Genomic DNA, 19768 nt, shown 5'->3' with positions numbered 1-19768 from the left:
TCGATCATCAAGTAATGATCGCAACGGCGATGCCGCAAGCTGCCGACGGCAGCAAGGAAGGTGCAAATGGCGCGCAGGCGCGATTTGCACGCGGCGCCGGCATCGTCGCCTCGATTATCAGGTAATTTCCGGTTAGCCCGGATTTCGAAGGCCCCCCGCAGCCAACTGCCGGGGGCCTTTTGGTTTGGGCATAAGGTCGTCACAGATTTGCTCTATCTTCCGAACCTTACGATTTTGCCGCACTGGCAACGGTTGTGACCGAGGATCGGAATCCCAATGACAAGACGCCTCACTACGCGCCTCGCCGCGGTCGGCATCGCTTTTGTTTGTGCCGGGCCCACTCTGCAAGCAGCATCAGCCGCCGACGACGACCCGCTTATCTGGGCGCCGGCAAAGACCGGAACCAACGCATACAGGCTGCGGCTCGGTATGCGTTTCCCCTGGAACTGGGACGCCTCCACGGGGGCGGATTTTGCGATGGGGGCGGCGCCATCCGGCAAGATCAAGCCGGTCGCAGCACCCGTGCGTCTCTGGGGGACGGTTTCGCGCAAGAGCGGGCGGGCGGCTACGCGCTCGTCGCAAGTCGACATGGACTTCAACGCCTTGAGTGGCACCGGCAATTTCGGCGCAGCGACTGCCCGCACATGGATGGTTACGCCCACAGTCGATGCGGAGGTCCACCGCAGCATAGCCCTTCAGTGCAATGCCTATGAGAACCGTTGCGCCAAGCCGAGGCTGACGCAAACAGCCAGGCTCGCGTCTCCGGCGACCCGGACGTCACTCGTCGCGCAGGGCGAGCTTTCCAGCGACGGTATCAGCGGCTTGAGCCGCATTGGCTTGGAACAGAAGTTCGGCAATTTGCAGCTCGGCGCTGCTGTCGTCGACCCGCTGTTGGCGCCCCGCAGCGTGTTCGATATTCGCTACAGCCTGAAATGGTGAAGCGCCCTCAGGTATGGCGTTCGATGTCGAGGGCGATGCAGAACGCAAGCGCACCTTGTGCAAAAGCACAAAGCGCCTAACTATTACGTTTGTTATCGTGGGGAGGCGTCATGAAGAAGCGGGTTCTCTTTACCGGCGGCGCAGGCAAGGCCGGGCGGCATGCCGTGCCTTATCTCGTCGACGCGGGCTATGAGGTGCACAATGTCGACCTTGTTCCGCTCGACAGCCCCGGCGTCACCAACCTGATCGCCGACATCACCGACAGCGGCCAGATGTTTAATGCGCTCTCGATGCATCGGGACTTTCCCGATCTCGATCAGGGGCCGCGGCCCTTCGATGCGGTCGTGCACTTTGCCGCCATTCCGCGCATTCTTATCAAGCCGGATAACGAGACCTTCCGGGTCAACGTCATGGGCACCTACAACGTGATCGAAGCGGCAGTGAAACTCGGCATCCGCAAGATCATCGTTGCCTCGAGCGAGACGACCTACGGCGTCTGCTTTGCGGAGGGCCACCGCGATTTCCACCAGTTCCCGCTCGAGGAGGACTACGACGTCAACCCGATGGACTCCTACGGTCTTTCCAAGGTCGTAAATGAGAAGACGGCCCGCGCCTTTGCGGAGCGCTCGGGGTTCGACATCTACGCATTGCGCATCGGCAACGTGATCGAGCCGCATGAATATGCGAATTTCCCGCATTATTTCGCCAATCCCGAAATCCGCAAAAGAATTGCCTGGAGCTATATCGACGCGCGCGACCTCGGGCAGATCGTCAAGCTCTGCATTGAGAAGGACGGCCTCGGCTTTGCGGTATTCAATGCCGCGAACGACACGGTCTCGGCCAACACGCCTTCGCGTGAACTCGCCAGCCGGTTCTATCCGAATGTTCCCTTCAAAAGAGAGATTGGCGAGTTCGAAGGCCTCCTCTCGAACAGGAAGATTCGCGAGGTCCTGGGGTTCAAGGAGGAGCATGACTGGCGGAAATACGTTCAGTTGGAGAACTGAGGCGCCACGACCGCCTGCGGCGTCGACAGCATTCTTCGGGGTCTGCGATTTTTCTTGGAACTTTTTTTCCTTTTGGTGCAAATGCGCTTGAAAGCATCCGGCAAACTGAATAAGAAGCCGCAGACTTGAGACGCGTACAGGCCTTTTGGCCGATCGGCGTCTCGATCTAGGGGTATAGCTCAGTTGGTAGAGCGGCGGTCTCCAAAACCGCAGGTCGGGGGTTCGAGCCCCTCTGCCCCTGCCAGTTTCGTCATTCTTGCCTCATCGTCGAAATTCGGCCAGAATGAAAAGTAGGGCGGCGCGGCCGTCTTTTTATATTCACAAAAAAGACTGATTGGCTCTTGTGGTTTTCGGAATCGGTCTTTATGTAGGGTCCAAACAGACACGCGGTGCGTGGGGCTGAATCATCGGCTTTACGCGCCGTAATGGCGTGAGCATTTTATGGCATCCAAAACGAATCCGTTCACGTTTCTGCAGCAGGTTCGCTCTGAAACGTCAAAAGTGACTTGGCCTTCACGGCGCGAGACGATGATCTCGACGCTGATGGTCTTTGTCATGGTCTCTTTTGCCGCCGCCTTTTTCTTTGGTGCGGACCAGTTGATGGGCTGGCTGATGAGCCTCGTCCTCAACGTTGGCGCTTGATTGGGTGGAGAGTAGCATGGCTGCGCGCTGGTATATCGTTCACGCCTATTCGAATTTCGAAAAGAAGGTCGCCGAGTCGATCGAGGAGAAGGCCAAGCAGAAGGGTCTGGATCACCTTTTCGAGAAGATTCTCGTTCCGACGGAAAAGGTCGTCGAGATCCGCCGCGGCCGCAAGGTTGATTCGGAGCGCAAGTTCTTTCCGGGCTACGTGCTCGTTCGCGCCAATCTGACCGACGAGGCCTATCACCTCATCAAGAATACGCCGAAGGTCACGGGCTTCCTCGGCACCGACAGCAAGCCGGTTCCGATTCCGGATCACGAGGCGGAGCGGATTCTCGGTCAGGTCCAGGAAGGTGTTGATCGTCCGAAGCCGTCGGTTTCTTTCGAGATCGGCGAGCAGGTCCGGGTGTCGGATGGTCCATTCGCATCCTTTAACGGCATCGTTCAGGATGTTGACGAAGAGCGGTCGCGTTTGAAGGTCGAGGTTTCGATCTTCGGTCGTGCGACCCCTGTCGAGCTGGAATATGGCCAGGTCGAAAAGGTCTGAAAAACGCAGGTTCTAATGGGATGGAGCAGGCCGATTGGCTTGTTCCGGCGGAGTGATCCGCATGCGCGTGGGAGGTGTCCGGTCTTAGCCGGGTCGGTTTATCCGCACCACGCAACCGCAGCCGCCGGTCGAAGGGCCGGCAAACAGCCGGGCAACCGGCTCAACAGTTCCTCTTCCGGCTTGATCGTGAAGGGGCATTCAGAGGCAGAGAGAAATGGCTAAGAAAGTTGCAGGCCAGCTCAAGCTGCAGGTGAAGGCCGGCTCGGCGAATCCGTCGCCGCCGATCGGTCCTGCGCTTGGTCAGCGTGGCATTAACATCATGGAATTCTGCAAGGCGTTCAATGCCGCCACGCAGGAAATGGAAAAGGGTATGCCGATTCCGGTCGTCATCACCTATTACCAGGACAAGTCCTTCACCTTTGTCATGAAGCAGCCGCCGGTCAGCTACTTCCTGAAGCGTGAAGCAAAGATCCAGTCGGGCTCGAAGACCCCGGGCAAGGCCAAGGCCGGCTCGATCTCCAAGGCTCAGATCCGCACGATCGCAGAGGCCAAGATGAAGGACCTCAACGCGGCCGATGTTGAAGGCGCAATGGCAATGGTCGAGGGCTCTGCCCGCTCCATGGGCCTGGAAGTGACGGGCTAAGACCATGGCGAAGATTGCAAAGCGTGTACAGAAGTCCCGTGAGGGCATCGATCCGGCGAAGATCTACGGCCTCGTTGAAGCCGTGACGCTGGTCAAGGAGCGTGCGACGGCAAAGTTCGACGAAACCATCGAAGTCGCCATGAACCTCGGCGTTGATCCGCGCCACGCCGACCAGATGGTCCGCGGCGTTGTCAACCTGCCGAACGGCACCGGCCGCTCGGTTCGCGTTGCCGTTTTCGCACGCGGCGCCAAGGCTGACGAAGCCAAGGCTGCCGGTGCTGACATTGTCGGCGCCGAAGACCTCGTCGAGATCGTCCAGGGCGGCAAGATCGAATTCGATCGCTGCATTGCCACTCCGGACATGATGCCGCTCGTCGGTCGTCTCGGTAAGGTTCTCGGCCCGCGCGGCATGATGCCGAACCCGAAGGTCGGCACCGTCACCATGGATGTCGCGGCTGCCGTCAAGGCCTCCAAGGGTGGTGCGGTCGAGTTCCGCGTCGAAAAGGCTGGCATCGTCCACGCTGGCGTCGGCAAGGCCTCCTTCGACGCCAAGGCGCTGGAAGAAAACATCCGCGCCTTCGCCGATGCCGTGATCAAGGCAAAGCCGACCGGTGCCAAGGGTAACTACGTCAAGCGCGTAGCGATCTCCTCGACCATGGGGCCGGGCCTCAAGATCGATCCGGCGACCCTCAGCGTCGCCTGACAGTTTCCGGGCTTCGGCCTGAAACCGAATTTCCGGCCTTTCGGGGCCGGAAATATCCGGACCTAGTCCGGAACTCCTGTCCGAGATTGCGGGTGGTTTTACCTTAATCACCATTGCCCGCATGAGACGGGTAAGATCTGAATTTTGAACAACGCTTCTGGCGTCGAAATTCGGTTCGAACCTCGCTTGCCTTGTGTCAGACCCGGCTCTCCCGGGAACGCCAAGGGACAGGATCCTTAAGCGTTGCTTGGGATCGAGCATGATCCCGGGTGACAAAAGGCAAACCCGGCAGGGCTGCTTGAAGCAACCCTGTCAACTGGAGACAGACAGTGGAAAGAGCGGAAAAACGCGAATTCGTCACGGAGCTGAACGAAGTCTTCAAGGCTTCCGGTTCGGTTGTCGTGGCCCACTATGCTGGTGTCACAGTTGCGCAGATGAACGACTTCCGTTCGAAGATGCGCGCTGCTGGCGGCACCGTCAAAGTCGCGAAAAACCGCCTGGCCAAGATCGCTCTTCAGGGCACGGAGTCTGAAGGGATGACCGATCTCTTCAAGGGCCAGACGCTGATCGCTTACAGCGCCGACCCGATCACGGCTCCGAAGGTCGTCGTGGATTTCGCTAAGACCAACGACAAGCTCGTTGTGCTCGGCGGCGCCATGGGGACAACCACGCTCAACCCCGAAGCAGTCAAGTCGCTTGCGACCCTGCCTTCGCTGGACGAGCTGCGCGCGAAGCTGCTGGGCCTTCTCAACGCCCCGGCAACCCGCGTCGCGACGGTTGTCGCAGCACCGGCAAGCCAGCTTGCTCGCGTGTTCTCGGCCTATGCCAAGAAGGACGAAGCCGCCTGAGGCGGAATTTCGCTGTTGTAATTAAAACCAGTTCGAACCGAACAAAAGGAAAAGTAAAATGGCTGATCTCGCAAAGATCGTTGAAGACCTGTCCTCGCTGACCGTGCTGGAAGCTGCTGAGCTTTCCAAGCTGCTCGAAGAAAAGTGGGGCGTTTCTGCCGCTGCTCCGGTAGCTGTTGCTGCCGCCGGTGGCGCTGCTGGTGCCGCTGCTCCGGCTGAAGAAGAAAAGACCGAGTTCGACGTCATCCTGACGGATGCCGGCGCCAACAAGATCAACGTCATCAAGGAAGTCCGCGCCATCACCGGCCTCGGCCTCAAGGAAGCCAAGGACCTCGTCGAAGGCGCTCCGAAGGCTGTCAAGGAAGCTGTTTCCAAGGCTGAAGCTGCTGACCTCAAGAAGAAGCTCGAAGGCGCTGGCGCCAAGGTTGACGTCAAGTAATTCGACGACATGCAAAGGAGGGGTGGCCTTTTGGCCGCCTCTCTTTGACCGTTTTTAGAACATATTACCCAAAAGCCTGTCGAAAATGGCTTTTGGGTAATGGGTTCTTCAAGAGGATGGTCGGAATTGGGAGACAGCACAGCAATCCGTGCTGGCGTCTTTCGAAAGCTTGACGAGATTGAACTACTCATTGATCGACGGGATCGACTGGCCATCGGTTCCCGTCCGTTGCAGGCCCGGATGCAAGATTGACAAGGAGCGACGATGGCTCAGACCCTTTCGTTTAACGGTCGCAGGCGCGTACGCAAGTTTTTTGGTAAAATTCCAGAAGTCGCAGAGATGCCGAACCTCATTGAGGTTCAGAAGGCGTCCTACGACCAATTTCTGATGGTTGAAGAGCCCAAGGGCGGCCGCCCGGACGAGGGGCTTCAGGCCGTTTTCAAGTCGGTATTTCCGATCAAGGATTTCTCGGGCGCTTCCATGCTCGAATTCGTGTCCTACGAGTTCGAGCCACCGAAGTTCGACGTCGAGGAATGCCGCCAGCGTGACCTGACCTATGCGGCGCCGCTGAAGGTGACGCTGCGGCTGATCGTGTTCGATATTGACGAGGACACGGGCGCAAAGTCGATCAAGGACATCAAGGAACAGAACGTCTACATGGGCGACATGCCGCTCATGACGGACAACGGTACCTTCATCGTCAACGGCACCGAGCGCGTCATCGTCTCGCAGATGCATCGCTCACCCGGCGTGTTCTTCGATCACGACAAGGGCAAGAGCCATTCGTCCGGCAAGCTGCTCTTCGCAGCGCGCGTCATTCCGTATCGCGGCTCGTGGCTCGACATCGAGTTCGACGCCAAGGACATCGTCCATGCCCGCATCGACCGTCGCCGCAAGATTCCGGTGACCTCGCTGTTGATGGCGCTCGGCATGGACGGCGAAGAGATCCTCGACACCTTCTACACGAAGTCGCTCTACCAGCGCGACGGCGAAGGTTGGCGCGTGCCGTTCCAGCCGGATGCGCTCAAGGGCCAGAAGGCGATCACCGACATGATCGACGCCGATACCGGCGAAGTCGTCGTTGAGGCCGGCAAGAAGCTCACGCCGCGCCTGCTGCGCCAGCTGCAGGAGAAGGGGCTGAAGGCTCTCAAGGCCACCGATGACGATCTCTATGGCAATTACCTCGCCGAAGACGTCGTCAACTATGGTACGGGCGAGATCTACCTCGAAGCTGGCGACGAGATCGACGAGAAGACGCTTCCCGTCATCCTTTCGGCAGGCTTCGACGAAATCCCGGTTCTCGACATCGACCACATTAATGTCGGTGCCTATATCCGCAACACGCTTGCCGCCGACAAGAACGAAAACCGCCAGGACGCGCTGTTCGACATCTATCGTGTCATGCGCCCCGGCGAACCGCCGACCATGGATTCTGCTGAAGCCATGTTCAACACGCTGTTCTTCGACGCCGAGCGCTACGATCTCTCGGCGGTCGGCCGCGTGAAGATGAACATGCGTCTCGACCTCGACGTTCCGGATACCGTCCGCACGCTCCGCAAGGAAGACATTCTTGCTGTCGTCAAGATGCTGGTCGAACTGCGTGACGGCAAGGGCGAGATCGACGATATCGACAACCTCGGCAACCGCCGCGTACGCTCGGTCGGCGAGCTCATGGAGAACCAGTATCGCCTTGGTCTCCTGCGCATGGAGCGTGCGATCAAGGAACGCATGTCCTCGATCGAGATCGACACGGTCATGCCGCAGGATCTGATCAACGCGAAGCCGGCGGCCGCCGCCGTTCGCGAGTTCTTCGGCTCGTCGCAGCTGTCGCAGTTCATGGACCAGGTGAACCCGCTTTCGGAAATCACCCACAAGCGTCGTCTTTCGGCTCTTGGCCCGGGTGGTCTCACCCGCGAACGTGCGGGCTTCGAAGTGCGCGACGTTCATCCGACGCATTACGGCCGCATCTGCCCGATCGAAACGCCGGAAGGCCCGAACATCGGTCTGATCAATTCGCTCGCAACCTTCGCCCGCGTGAACAAGTACGGCTTCATCGAGAGCCCGTACCGCAAGATCGTCGACGGCAAGGTGACCAGCGACGTCGTCTATCTGTCGGCGATGGAAGAGGCGAAATACCACGTCGCTCAGGCCAACTCGGTGCTGAACGACGACAACTCCTTCGCGGAAGAATTCGTCGTCTGCCGTCATGCGGGCGAAGTTATGCTGGCTCCGCGCGACAACATCAACCTGATGGACGTTTCGCCGAAGCAGCTCGTGTCCGTCGCGGCGGCTCTCATCCCGTTCCTCGAGAACGACGACGCCAACCGCGCGCTGATGGGCTCGAACATGCAGCGCCAGGCCGTGCCGCTGCTGCGTGCGGAAGCGCCCTTCGTCGGCACCGGCATGGAGCCGGTCGTCGCCCGCGACTCCGGTGCTGCGATCGCCGCCCGCCGCGGCGGTGTCGTAGACCAGGTCGATGCGACGCGTATCGTTATCCGCGCCACCGAGGACCTCGATCCGTCGAAGTCCGGCGTCGATATCTATCGCCTGCAGAAGTTCCAGCGTTCGAACCAGAACACCTGCGTCAACCAGCGTCCGCTGGTCACCGTTGGTGACGTTCTGAACAAGGGCGACATCATCGCGGACGGTCCTTCGACCGACCTCGGCGATCTGGCGCTCGGCCGCAACGCGCTCGTCGCGTTCATGCCGTGGAACGGCTACAACTACGAAGACTCGATCCTGCTTTCCGAGCGGATCGTGCGTGACGACGTGTTCACGTCCATCCACATCGAAGAATTCGAAGTGATGGCGCGAGACACCAAGCTTGGTCCGGAAGAAATCACCCGCGACATTCCGAACGTCTCGGAAGAAGCGTTGAAGAACCTCGACGAAGCCGGTATCGTCTATATCGGTGCCGAAGTTCAGCCGGGCGATATCCTCGTCGGCAAGATCACGCCGAAGGGCGAAAGCCCGATGACGCCGGAAGAAAAGCTTCTGCGCGCCATTTTCGGTGAGAAGGCCTCGGATGTCCGCGACACGTCCATGCGCATGCCTCCGGGCACCTTCGGCACGGTCGTCGAAGTGCGCGTCTTCAATCGCCACGGCGTGGAGAAGGACGAGCGCGCCATGGCGATCGAGCGCGAGGAGATCGAGCGCCTCGCCAAGGACCGTGACGACGAACAGGCGATCCTCGACCGCAACGTCTATGCACGTCTGGTAGACATGCTGCGCGGTCACGTTGCCGTGGCTGGTCCGAAGGGCTTCAAGAAGGGCACCGAGCTTTCGAACGCCGTCGTCAGCGAATATCCGCGCTCACAGTGGTGGATGTTCGCCGTCGAGGATGAAAAGGCTCAGGGCGAGATCGAAGCACTCCGCGCCCAGTACGACGAATCCAAGTCGCGCCTCGAACAGCGCTTCATGGATAAGGTCGAGAAGGTCCAGCGCGGCGATGAAATGCCTCCGGGCGTGATGAAGATGGTTAAGGTCTTCGTCGCGGTGAAGCGCAAGATCCAGCCGGGCGACAAGATGGCCGGCCGTCACGGCAACAAGGGCGTCGTATCGCGTATCGTGCCGATCGAAGACATGCCGTTCCTGGAAGACGGCACCCATGTCGACGTGGTGCTGAACCCGCTCGGCGTGCCGTCGCGCATGAACGTCGGTCAGATCCTCGAAACCCACCTCGGCTGGGCTTGCGCCGGCATGGGCAAGAAGATCGGCGCGATGCTGGATGCGTATCACGAGAACGGCGACATCGCTCCGCTTCGCGCAACGATCGATGACGTCATCGGATCCGGTCCGAAGGGCGAGCCGATCAAGAACTACGACGACGAGTCGGTGGTTCGGCTTGCCGAGCAGACCCGCCGCGGCGTATCGATCGCAACGCCGGTCTTCGACGGTGCCGTCGAGGCCGATGTGAACGAGATGCTGAACAAGGCAGGTCTCAAGGTGACCGGCCAGTCGACGCTCTTCGACGGCCGTACCGGCGAACCGTTCGATCGTCAGGTGACCGTGGGCTACATCTATATGCTGAAGCTCAACCACCTGGTGGACGACAAGATCCACGCCCGTTCGATCGGTCCTTACTCGCTCGTCACGCAGCAGCCACTGGGCGGCAAGGCGCAGTTCGGCGGTCAGCGTTTCGGCGAAATGGAGGTCTGGGCGCTGGAAGCTTACGGCGCCGCCTACACGCTGCAGGAAATGCTGACGGTCAAGTCGGACGACGTTGCTGGCCGCACCAAGGTCTACGAAGCAATCGTCCGCGGCGATGACACCTTCGAGGCGGGCATTCCGGAGAGCTTCAACGTTCTCGTCAAGGAAATGCGCTCGCTGGGCCTCAGCGTCGAACTCGAAAACTCGAAAGTCGACGACCTCAGCGCCGCGGCGCAACTGCCGGACGCAGCAGAGTAAGACGACATCAGGTGCGTGCCGCTTCAGGCACGCACCGCTTCCGCCGCAGGGCAGTTTATTGTCCGCGGCAGGAACAGGGCCGCACCCGATGCGGTTTTAGCTGTTTAGAGGGCAGGGGCCGGCGCCCGGGATTTGCCGGCACCCCGCCAAGCTCAGGGCGTAATGCCCGCAAAGGAGACAGGCATGAACCAAGAGGTCATGAATCTTTTCAATCCGCAGGTGCCTGCACAGACTTTCGATTCCATCCGGATTTCGATCGCCTCGCCGGAGAAGATTCTTTCCTGGTCTTACGGTGAGATCAAGAAACCGGAGACGATCAACTATCGGACCTTCAAGCCGGAACGCGACGGTCTGTTCTGCGCGCGCATCTTCGGTCCGATCAAGGACTACGAATGCTTGTGCGGCAAGTACAAGCGCATGAAGTACAAGGGCATCATCTGCGAAAAGTGCGGCGTCGAAGTCACGCTGTCGCGCGTTCGCCGCGAGCGCATGGGCCACATCGAGCTCGCTGCGCCCGTCGCCCACATCTGGTTCCTGAAGTCGCTGCCGAGCCGCATCGCCACGCTGCTCGACATGACGCTGAAGGATATCGAGCGCGTCCTTTATTTCGAAAACTACATCGTCACCGAACCGGGCCTGACTTCGCTCAAGGAAAACCAGCTCCTCAGCGAAGAAGAATACATGCTCGCCGTTGACGAGTTCGGCGAAGACCAGTTCACCGCGATGATCGGCGCCGAGGCGATCTACGAGATGCTCGCTTCGATGAATCTCGAAAAGATTGCCGGCGACCTGCGCACGGAAATGGCCGAGACGAGCTCGGATCTGAAGCAGAAGAAGCTGATGAAGCGGCTGAAGATCGTCGAGAACTTCATGGAATCCGGCAACCGTCCGGAATGGATGATCATGAAGGTCGTTCCGGTGATCCCGCCGGATCTGCGCCCGCTCGTGCCGCTCGACGGCGGCCGTTTCGCGACGTCGGATCTGAACGATCTCTATCGCCGCGTGATCAATCGTAACAACCGTCTGAAGCGGCTGATCGAACTGCGCGCACCGGGCATCATCATCCGCAATGAAAAGCGTATGCTGCAGGAATCTGTCGATGCGCTGTTCGACAACGGCCGTCGTGGCCGCGTCATCACCGGCGCCAACAAGCGTCCGCTGAAGTCGCTGTCCGACATGCTGAAGGGCAAGCAGGGCCGGTTCCGTCAGAACCTGCTCGGCAAGCGCGTCGACTATTCCGGCCGCTCGGTTATCGTGACCGGTCCGGAACTCAAGCTGCATCAGTGCGGCCTGCCGAAGAAGATGGCGCTCGAACTCTTCAAGCCGTTCATCTACGCCCGCCTCGACGCCAAGGGTTACTCCTCGACCGTCAAGCAGGCGAAGAAGCTCGTTGAAAAGGAAAAGCCGGAAGTCTGGGATATCCTCGATGAGGTCATCCGCGAGCATCCGGTTCTCCTGAACCGCGCGCCGACGCTGCACCGCCTGGGCATCCAGGCCTTCGAGCCGATCCTGGTCGAAGGCAAGGCGATCCAGTTGCATCCGCTCGTCTGCACCGCCTTCAACGCCGACTTCGACGGCGACCAGATGGCCGTTCACGTGCCGCTGTCGCTCGAAGCCCAGCTTGAGGCACGCGTTCTGATGATGTCGACGAACAACATCCTGCATCCGGCAAACGGTGCGCCGATCATCGTTCCGTCGCAGGACATGGTTCTCGGCCTCTATTATCTGTCGATCATGAACCAGAACGAGCCGGGTGAAGGCATGGCCTTCTCCGACATGGGCGAACTGCACCATGCTCTGGAAACCAAGGCTGTGACGCTGCATGCGAAGATTCGCGGCCGTTACAAGAGCGTCGACTCCGAGGGCAATCCGGTTTCGAAGATCTATGAAACGACGCCTGGTCGCATGATCATCGGCGAGCTTCTGCCGAAGAACCCGAACATCCCGTTCGATATCTGCAACCAGGAGATGACCAAGAAGAACATCTCCAAGATGATCGACACCGTCTACCGCCATTGCGGCCAGAAGGACACGGTCATCTTCTGCGACCGGATCATGCAGCTCGGCTTCTCGCATGCATGCCGCGCCGGCATTTCGTTCGGCAAGGACGACATGGTGATTCCGGACACCAAGGTGAAGATCGTCGGGGATACGGAAGCGCTCGTGAAGGAATACGAGCAGCAGTACAACGACGGTCTCATCACCCAGGGTGAGAAGTACAACAAGGTTGTCGACGCCTGGGGCAAGGCAACCGAAAAGGTCGCCGAAGAAATGATGGCGCGCATCAAAGCGGTCGAGTTCGACGACAATGGTCGCCAGAAGCCGATGAACTCGATCTACATGATGTCGCACTCGGGCGCCCGCGGTTCGCCGAACCAGATGCGCCAGCTGGGCGGTATGCGCGGCCTCATGGCCAAGCCGTCGGGTGAAATCATCGAAACGCCGATCATTTCGAACTTCAAGGAAGGCCTGACCGTGAACGAGTACTTCAACTCGACGCACGGTGCACGTAAGGGTCTGGCGGACACCGCCTTGAAGACCGCGAACTCCGGTTACCTGACGCGCCGTCTCGTCGACGTCGCACAGGACTGCATCGTCACGCATACGGATTGCGGCACCGACAAGGGCCTCACCATGACGGCGATCGTCGATGCCGGTCAGGTCGTTGCCTCGCTCGGCCAGCGCATCCTCGGCCGTACCGCACTCGACAACATCGACAACCCGGTCACCGGCGAGCGCATCGTCGACGCCGGCAAGATGATCCTGGAAGCCGATGTCGTCGAGATCGAGAAGGCGGGCATTCAGTCCGTTCGCATCCGCTCGGCGCTGACCTGCGAGATCCAGACCGGCGTCTGCGGCGTCTGCTATGGTCGCGACCTGGCTCGCGGTACGCCCGTCAACATGGGCGAGGCCGTTGGCGTCATCGCGGCGCAGTCGATCGGCGAGCCGGGCACTCAGCTGACCATGCGTACCTTCCACCTGGGTGGCACGGCAACCGTGGTCGACCAGTCGTTCCTGGAAGCGTCTTATGAAGGCACGGTTCAGATCAAGAACCGCAACTTGCTGCGCAATTCCGATGGCGCACTTGTTGCCATGGGCCGCAACATGGCGATCCAGATCCTGGACGAACGCGGTGTCGAGCGGTCCTCGCAGCGCGTTGCCTATGGTTCGAAGATCTTTGTCGATGACGGCGACAAGGTGAAGCGCGGCCAGCGTCTCGCCGAATGGGACCCCTACACCCGTCCGATGATGACGGAAGTCGAAGGTACCGTTCACTTCGAAGACGTGATCGACGGCATCTCCGTGCTCGAAGCGACGGACGAATCGACGGGCATCACCAAGCGCCAGGTTATCGACTGGCGTTCGACGCCGCGCGGCACCGACCTCAAGCCGGCGATCGTCATCAAGGACAAGAACGGCGCCATCGCCAAGCTGTCTCGTGGTGGTGAAGCTCGCTTCATGCTCTCGGTCGATGCGATCCTCTCGGTCGAACCCGGTCAGAAGGTCAGCCAAGGTGACGTGCTTGCCCGTTCGCCGCTCGAAAGCGCCAAGACCAAGGACATCACCGGTGGTCTGCCGCGCGTTGCCGAACTCTTCGAGGCTCGTCGTCCGAAGGATCACGCCATCATCGCTGAGATCGACGGTACGGTCCGCTTCGGCCGCGACTACAAGAACAAGCGTCGCGTGCTGATCGAGCCGGCGGAAGACGGTGTCGAGCCGGTCGAATACCTGATCCCGAAGGGCAAGCCCTTCCATCTTCAGGATGGCGACTACATCGAGAAGGGCGATTACATCCTCGATGGCAACCCGGCGCCGCACGACATTCTGGCAATCAAGGGCGTGGAAGCGCTGGCTTCCTACCTCGTGAACGAAATCCAGGAAGTCTACCGTCTGCAGGGCGTTGTCATCAACGACAAGCACATCGAAGTCATCGTTCGGCAGATGCTGCAGAAGGTCGAAATCACCGATGCCGGTGACTCGAGCTACATCGTCGGCGACAACGTCGACCGCATCGAGCTCGAGGATGTCAACGACGCGCTGCTGGCGGAAGGCAAGAAGCCGGCCGTTGGCGATCCGGTTCTGCTCGGCATCACCAAGGCATCGTTGCAGACGCCGTCCTTCATCTCGGCCGCTTCGTTCCAGGAAACCACCAAGGTCCTGACCGAAGCCGCAGTTGCCGGCAAAATGGACGGCCTGCAGGGGCTCAAGGAAAACGTCATCGTCGGCCGCCTCATCCCGGCTGGTACCGGCGGCACCATGACGCAGATCCGCCGCATCGCCACGGCGCGCGACGAGATGATCCTCGAAGAGCGCCGCAAGGGCACCGGTGCGGATGCCGCGACCCCGATGCTCGCCGACATGGCGAACGAGAACGAGAACGCCGCGGCAGAATGACCGCGGGGGGAGGGCGCGACGAGCGCCCGCTCCTATGCCAAATGAAGAAGCCGCCTGGAGCAATCCGGGCGGCTTTACTTTTCTGGCAGTGCGTTCAGATCGCGCGGCGCCCGGTTATGCGAAGCGAATGATCGCGACCTCGCCCTCGAGCGCGCCCTGGTAGGCAGAGGCGTGCGGCTCTTCGTCCGGGATATCCGTCAAGGTTCCGATCTGGTCGAGATCGGCCTGGAGAAAGCCTTCTTCGGCGAGCGCATTGAGCGCCTCGCGCACGGCCGTGTCGTCGTCTGGCGCCCTGAGCATCACATGGATGTCGATACCTTCGTCGTCGCCGTCGGCTTCGTAGGCCTTGCCGATGATGATGAATACCAGCGGTTCGTCTGGCATGTTGTCGTTGTCCGGCGTAACGGGCATGATGTGTCCTTTCGAGTTTCGACGATCTTAGCGTGCTTTTCCACTGCGCGCGAAAGAAATAGGAAAAATGGCAAAGAGGAGAGAATCAGCCGGCAGGCTTTGCAGGCCCATGATGGTGGAAAACGTTCAGAAAGAATTTGCTGATTCCTTAATCGCGAAAGACAATATCCGCGTTAAGGCGCCATGTTTGCAATCGCCGCCGGACCGAGCTGCTGCCAAAGCCTTGTTTTCCAGGCATGGCAGGGCTGCGCAGGCCAGAATATTTCTTAATTGCCCTTGACGGATGGCCCCGAAATCAGTACACCCCGCCGCATCGGAGCCCATGTGAGGCTGGCTGGTTCGGAACGTCGCGTTCTGGAGTTCGCCTCAAACAAGGTTCGAAACGCACGCTGACGACAAAAATGCTGCACGCAAGACGCGCGAAATAGTGCGTCCTCTGCTTTTGGTGGGGCCATCTGCGAAAAGGCGGATCGGCCCTCGTTTTGCGCATTTCATAGGCGTTCGAGACCGCCGGCGACGGCAACGATCCGCCCGAAAGGGTAACGAGACAAGATTTTGCAAGGGATGGTTACATGCCTACCGTAAACCAGCTGATCCGCAAGCCGCGTCTGGCACAGGTAAAGCGCAACAAGGTTCCTGCTCTGCAGGAAAACCCGCAGAAGCGCGGCGTTTGCACCCGCGTCTACACGACGACCCCGAAGAAGCCGAACTCGGCTCTGCGTAAGGTTGCAAAGATTCGCCTGACGAACGGCTTCGAAGTCATCGGCTACATTCCGGGCGAAGGTCACAACCTGCAGGAGCACTCCGTGGTCATGATCCGCGGCGGCCGCGTAAAGGACCTTCCGGGTGTTCGTTACCACATCATCCGCGGCGTTCTCGATACGCAGGGTGTGAAGAACCGCAAACAGCGCCGCTCCAAGTACGGCGCGAAGCGTCCGAAATAACATCGCAACCGGCGCCATTTCGCTGGTCAAGTTTTTAAAAGTTGAGAGACGAGAAGTATGTCCCGACGTCACAGAGCAGAAAAGCGTGAGATCAACCCGGATCCGAAGTTCGGTGATCTGGTCGTCACGAAGTTCATGAACGCAATCATGCTGCACGGCAAGAAGTCCGTTGCTGAAAGCATTGTCTATGGTGCTTTCGATGCGGTCCAGTCGAAGCTGAAGCAGGAACCGATCGCCGTGTTCCATTCCGCGCTCGACAACATTGCTCCGCACGTTGAAGTGCGTTCGCGCCGCGTCGGTGGTGCTACCTATCAGGTTCCGGTCGATGTTCGTCCGGAGCGTCGCCAGGCCCTCGCCATTCGCTGGCTGATCGCGGCCGCACGCAAGCGCAACGAAACGACCATGGTCGATCGCCTCTGCGGCGAACTCATGGACGCTGCGAACAACCGTGGTAGCGCTGTGAAGAAGCGCGAAGACACCCACAAGATGGCTGATGCCAACCGTGCGTTCTCGCACTACCGTTGGTAATCTAGAACAGGTCCTGAAAGGCAGTCTCTCATGGCTCGCGAATATAAAATCGAAGATTACCGAAATTTCGGTATCATGGCGCACATCGACGCCGGCAAGACGACGACGACCGAGCGCATCCTTTACTACACCGGCAAGTCCCACAAGATCGGCGAAGTCCACGACGGCGCCGCAACCATGGACTGGATGGAGCAGGAGCAGGAACGCGGCATCACGATCACGTCCGCTGCCACCACGACCTTCTGGAAGGGTCGCGACGGCAAGATGCGCCGCTTCAACATCATTGACACCCCCGGCCACGTTGACTTCACCATCGAAGTCGAGCGTTCGCTGCGCGTTCTCGACGGCGCCATCGCGCTGCTCGATGCCAACGCCGGTGTTGAGCCGCAAACTGAAACCGTCTGGCGTCAGGCCGAGAAGTATCATGTTCCGCGCATGATCTTCTGCAACAAGATGGACAAGACCGGGGCGGACTTCTACCGCTCCGTCGAGATGATCAAGACCCGTCTCGGCGCAACGGCCGTTGTCATGCAGCTGCCGATCGGCGCTGAAAGCGAATTCAAGGGCGTTGTCGATCTGATCGAGATGAATGCTCTCGTCTGGCGTGATGAATCGCTCGGCGCCCAGTGGGACGTCGTCGAAATTCCGGCCGACATGAAGGAAAAGGCTGAAGAATACCGCGAAAAGCTGATCGAGACCGTGGTCGAGATCGACGAAGCGGCGATGGAAGCCTACCTGGAAGGCAACTACCCGGACAACGACAAGATCCGTGAACTGGTCCGTCGCGGCACGATCGACGTGAAGTTCCACCCGATGTTCTGCGGTACCGCGTTCAAGAACAAGGGCGTTCAGCCTCTGCTCGACGCTGTCGTCGACTACCTGCCGTCCCCGGTCGATATTCCGGCGATCAAGGGCATCGACGTCAAGACCGAGGGTGAAATCACCCGTAAGGCTGACGACAACGAACCGCTCTCGATGCTGGCGTTCAAGATCATGAACGACCCCTTCGTCGGCTCGCTGACCTTCGCGCGCATCTATTCCGGCAAGCTCGAAAAGGGTACGTCGGTCATGAACACGGTCAAGGAAAAGCGCGAGCGCGTCGGCCGCATGCTGCAGATGCACTCGAACTCGCGTGAGGACATCGACGAAGCTTTCGCTGGCGACATCGTTGCTCTCGCAGGCCTCAAGGAAACCACCACGGGCGACACGCTCTGCGATCCGTTGAAGCCGGTTATCCTGGAGCGCATGGAATTCCCCGAGCCGGTCATCCAGATCGCGATCGAGCCGAAGACTAAGGGCGATCAGGAAAAGATGGGCCTCGCGCTCAACCGCCTGGCTGCAGAAGATCCGTCCTTCCGCGTCAAGACCGACGAGGAATCCGGCCAGACGATCATTGCCGGCATGGGCGAACTTCACCTCGACATCATCGTCGACCGTATGCGTCGCGAGTTCAAGGTCGAAGCTTCGGTCGGTGCTCCGCAGGTTGCTTACCGTGAAACCATCACGCGTCAGCATGAAGAAGATTACACGCACAAGAAGCAGTCCGGTGGTACCGGTCAGTTCGCGCGCGTCAAGATCGTCTTCGAACCGAACCCGGAAGGCGAAGATTTCGTGTTCGAATCCAAGATCGTTGGTGGTGCTGTTCCGAAGGAATACATCCCGGGCGTTCAGAAGGGTATCGAAAGCGTTCTGTCCTCCGGTCCGCTCGCTGGCTTCCCGATGCTGGGTGTCAAGGCGACGCTCATCGACGGCGCATTCCACGACGTCGACTCGTCGGTTCTCGCCTTCGAAATCGCTTCGCGTGCCTGCTTCCGTGAAGCGGCGAAGAAGGCCGGTGCTCAGCTCCTCGAGCCGATCATGAAGGTCGAGGTCGTAACGCCGGAAGATTACGTCGGTGACGTGATCGGTGACCTGAACTCTCGCCGTGGCCAGATCCAGGGTCAGGAATCGCGCGGTGTTGCCGTGGTGATCAATGCCCACGTGCCGCTCGCGAACATGTTCAAGTACGTGGACAACCTGCGCTCGATGTCGCAGGGCCGCGCTCAGTACACGATGCTGTTCGATCACTACGCGCCGGTTCCGTCGAACGTCGCGCAGGAAATCCAGGCGAAGTATTCCGGTCAGAAGTGACCGGATAGCCTCGCGCTGAAACAGAATGAAAAGATTTCCCCTGTAGGGGACAGAAAACGGAGAGCCGGAAATGGCAAAGAGCAAATTTGAGCGCAACAAGCCGCACGTTAACATTGGCACGATTGGCCACGTTGACCATGGCAAGACGTCGCTGACGGCAGCGATCACGAAGTACTTCGGCGAGTTCAAGGCGTATGACCAGATCGACGCTGCGCCGGAAGAAAAGGCCCGTGGTATCACCATTTCGACGGCGCACGTCGAATACGAGACGCCGAACCGTCACTATGCGCACGTCGACTGCCCCGGCCACGCCGACTACGTCAAGAACATGATCACCGGCGCGGCGCAGATGGACGGCGCGATCCTGGTTGTTTCGGCGGCCGACGGCCCGATGCCGCAGACCCGCGAGCACATCCTGCTCGCCCGCCAGGTCGGCGTTCCGGCGATCGTCGTGTTCCTGAACAAGGTCGACCAGGTTGACGACGCCGAGCTGCTCGAGCTCGTCGAGCTCGAAGTGCGCGAACTGCTGTCGTCCTACGAATTCCCGGGCGACGACATTCCGATCATCAAGGGTTCGGCGCTCGCCGCGCTTGAAGACAGCGACAAGAAGATCGGCGAAGACGCGATCCGCGAGCTGATGGCAGCGGTTGACGCCTACATCCCGACGCCGGAGCGCCCGATCGACTTGCCGTTCCTGATGCCGATCGAAGACGTGTTCTCGATCTCGGGCCGCGGTACGGTTGTGACCGGTCGCGTCGAGCGCGGCATCATCAAGGTCGGTGAGGAAGTCGAGATCGTCGGCATCCGTCCGACGACGAAGACGACCTGCACGGGCGTCGAAATGTTCCGCAAGCTGCTCGACCAGGGCCAGGCCGGCGACAACATCGGTGCGCTCTTGCGCGGTGTCGACCGCAACGGCGTCGAACGCGGCCAGATCCTGTGCAAGCCGGGTTCGGTGACGCCGCACACGAAGTTCAAGGCGGAAGCCTACATCCTGACGAAGGAAGAAGGTGGCCGTCATACGCCGTTCTTCACCAACTATCGTCCGCAGTTCTACTTCCGCACGACGGACGTGACCGGCATCGTGACGCTGCCGGAAGGCACGGAAATGGTGATGCCGGGCGACAACGTGACGGTTGACGTCGAGCTGATCGTGCCGATCGCGATGGAAGAAAAGCTGCGCTTCGC

General features: G+C 59.8%; 15 protein-coding genes and 1 tRNA gene. 15 read left to right on the top strand and 1 reads right to left on the bottom strand.

Going from position 1 to position 19768, the window contains the following annotated elements; all coding sequences use genetic code 11:
• The first annotated feature begins 276 nt into the window (after nt 1-276).
• The 11 genes from GHK62_RS13535 to rpoC all read left to right on the top strand — a co-directional run bounded on the left by GHK62_RS13535 (nt 277) and on the right by rpoC (nt 14567).
• Nucleotides 277-939, top strand: coding sequence for a hypothetical protein (locus GHK62_RS13535; RefSeq protein WP_153439698.1), 663 nt, complete (start codon nt 277-279; stop codon nt 937-939).
• A gap of 110 nt (nt 940-1049) precedes the next feature.
• Nucleotides 1050-1943: an NAD-dependent epimerase/dehydratase family protein gene (locus GHK62_RS13530; RefSeq protein WP_153439697.1), complete on the top strand. Its 894-nt coding sequence runs from the start codon at nt 1050-1052 to the stop codon at nt 1941-1943.
• 168 nt (nt 1944-2111) lie between these two features.
• A tRNA-Trp gene (locus GHK62_RS13525) sits at nt 2112-2187 on the top strand.
• Between the two features lie 197 nt (nt 2188-2384).
• Nucleotides 2385-2585: a preprotein translocase subunit SecE gene (gene secE / locus GHK62_RS13520; protein WP_136504339.1), complete on the top strand. Its 201-nt coding sequence runs from the start codon at nt 2385-2387 to the stop codon at nt 2583-2585.
• Between the two features lie 16 nt (nt 2586-2601).
• Nucleotides 2602-3132 (top strand): transcription termination/antitermination protein NusG, encoded by a 531-nt coding sequence (gene nusG / locus GHK62_RS13515; protein ID WP_136504340.1) that lies wholly within the window; start codon nt 2602-2604, stop codon nt 3130-3132.
• A gap of 214 nt (nt 3133-3346) precedes the next feature.
• Nucleotides 3347-3775 carry a 50S ribosomal protein L11 gene (gene rplK, locus GHK62_RS13510; RefSeq protein WP_136504341.1) on the top strand — a complete coding sequence of 143 codons (429 nt, stop codon included), beginning with the start codon at nt 3347-3349 and terminating at the stop codon, nt 3773-3775.
• Nucleotides 3776-3779: 4 nt separating this feature from the next.
• On the top strand, nt 3780-4478 hold the full coding sequence (gene rplA, locus GHK62_RS13505; RefSeq protein ID WP_153439696.1) for a 50S ribosomal protein L1: 699 nt from the start codon (nt 3780-3782) through the stop codon (nt 4476-4478).
• A gap of 329 nt (nt 4479-4807) precedes the next feature.
• Nucleotides 4808-5326, top strand: coding sequence for a 50S ribosomal protein L10 (gene rplJ, locus GHK62_RS13500; RefSeq protein WP_136504343.1), 519 nt, complete (start codon nt 4808-4810; stop codon nt 5324-5326).
• 58 nt (nt 5327-5384) lie between these two features.
• Complete coding sequence (rplL, locus tag GHK62_RS13495) at nt 5385-5765, top strand: 50S ribosomal protein L7/L12 (protein WP_153439695.1); 381 nt, start codon at nt 5385-5387, stop codon at nt 5763-5765.
• Nucleotides 5766-6029: 264 nt separating this feature from the next.
• Complete coding sequence (rpoB, locus tag GHK62_RS13490; protein ID WP_153439694.1) at nt 6030-10172, top strand: DNA-directed RNA polymerase subunit beta; 4143 nt, start codon at nt 6030-6032, stop codon at nt 10170-10172.
• A 183-nt stretch (nt 10173-10355) separates the two neighbouring features.
• Entirely contained in the window at nt 10356-14567 is a 4212-nt protein-coding gene (gene rpoC, locus GHK62_RS13485; protein ID WP_153439693.1) for a DNA-directed RNA polymerase subunit beta', read from the top strand.
• Nucleotides 14568-14681: 114 nt separating this feature from the next.
• On the opposite strand, the gene GHK62_RS13480 is transcribed toward rpoC, so the two are convergent.
• Nucleotides 14682-14978 (bottom strand): transcriptional regulator, encoded by a 297-nt coding sequence (locus tag GHK62_RS13480; RefSeq protein WP_153439692.1) that lies wholly within the window; start codon nt 14976-14978, stop codon nt 14682-14684.
• Between the two features lie 572 nt (nt 14979-15550).
• Between GHK62_RS13480 and rpsL the strand changes: the two genes are divergently transcribed.
• The 4 genes from rpsL to tuf form a co-directional block, all read left to right on the top strand.
• The gene (rpsL, locus tag GHK62_RS13475; protein WP_153439691.1) at nt 15551-15922 is read left to right on the top strand and encodes a 30S ribosomal protein S12; all 372 of its coding nucleotides are present in this window, start codon (nt 15551-15553) and stop codon (nt 15920-15922) included.
• Between the two features lie 57 nt (nt 15923-15979).
• On the top strand, nt 15980-16450 hold the full coding sequence (gene rpsG / locus GHK62_RS13470) for a 30S ribosomal protein S7 (protein WP_153439690.1): 471 nt from the start codon (nt 15980-15982) through the stop codon (nt 16448-16450).
• A gap of 30 nt (nt 16451-16480) precedes the next feature.
• Nucleotides 16481-18580, top strand: a complete 2100-nt coding sequence (gene fusA / locus GHK62_RS13465) for an elongation factor G (RefSeq protein ID WP_153439689.1) — start codon at nt 16481-16483, stop codon at nt 18578-18580.
• A 70-nt stretch (nt 18581-18650) separates the two neighbouring features.
• The coding region (gene tuf / locus GHK62_RS13460) for an elongation factor Tu (RefSeq protein WP_153436641.1) at nt 18651-19768 on the top strand (1118 nt) is incomplete at its 3' end.

It is taken from the genome of Sinorhizobium terangae, assembly GCF_009601505.1.
GTDB classification, from domain to species: domain Bacteria; phylum Pseudomonadota; class Alphaproteobacteria; order Rhizobiales; family Rhizobiaceae; genus Sinorhizobium; species Sinorhizobium terangae.
Note: the sequence above shows the minus strand (reverse complement) of the source record. Positions and strands in the feature narration are given on the sequence as shown.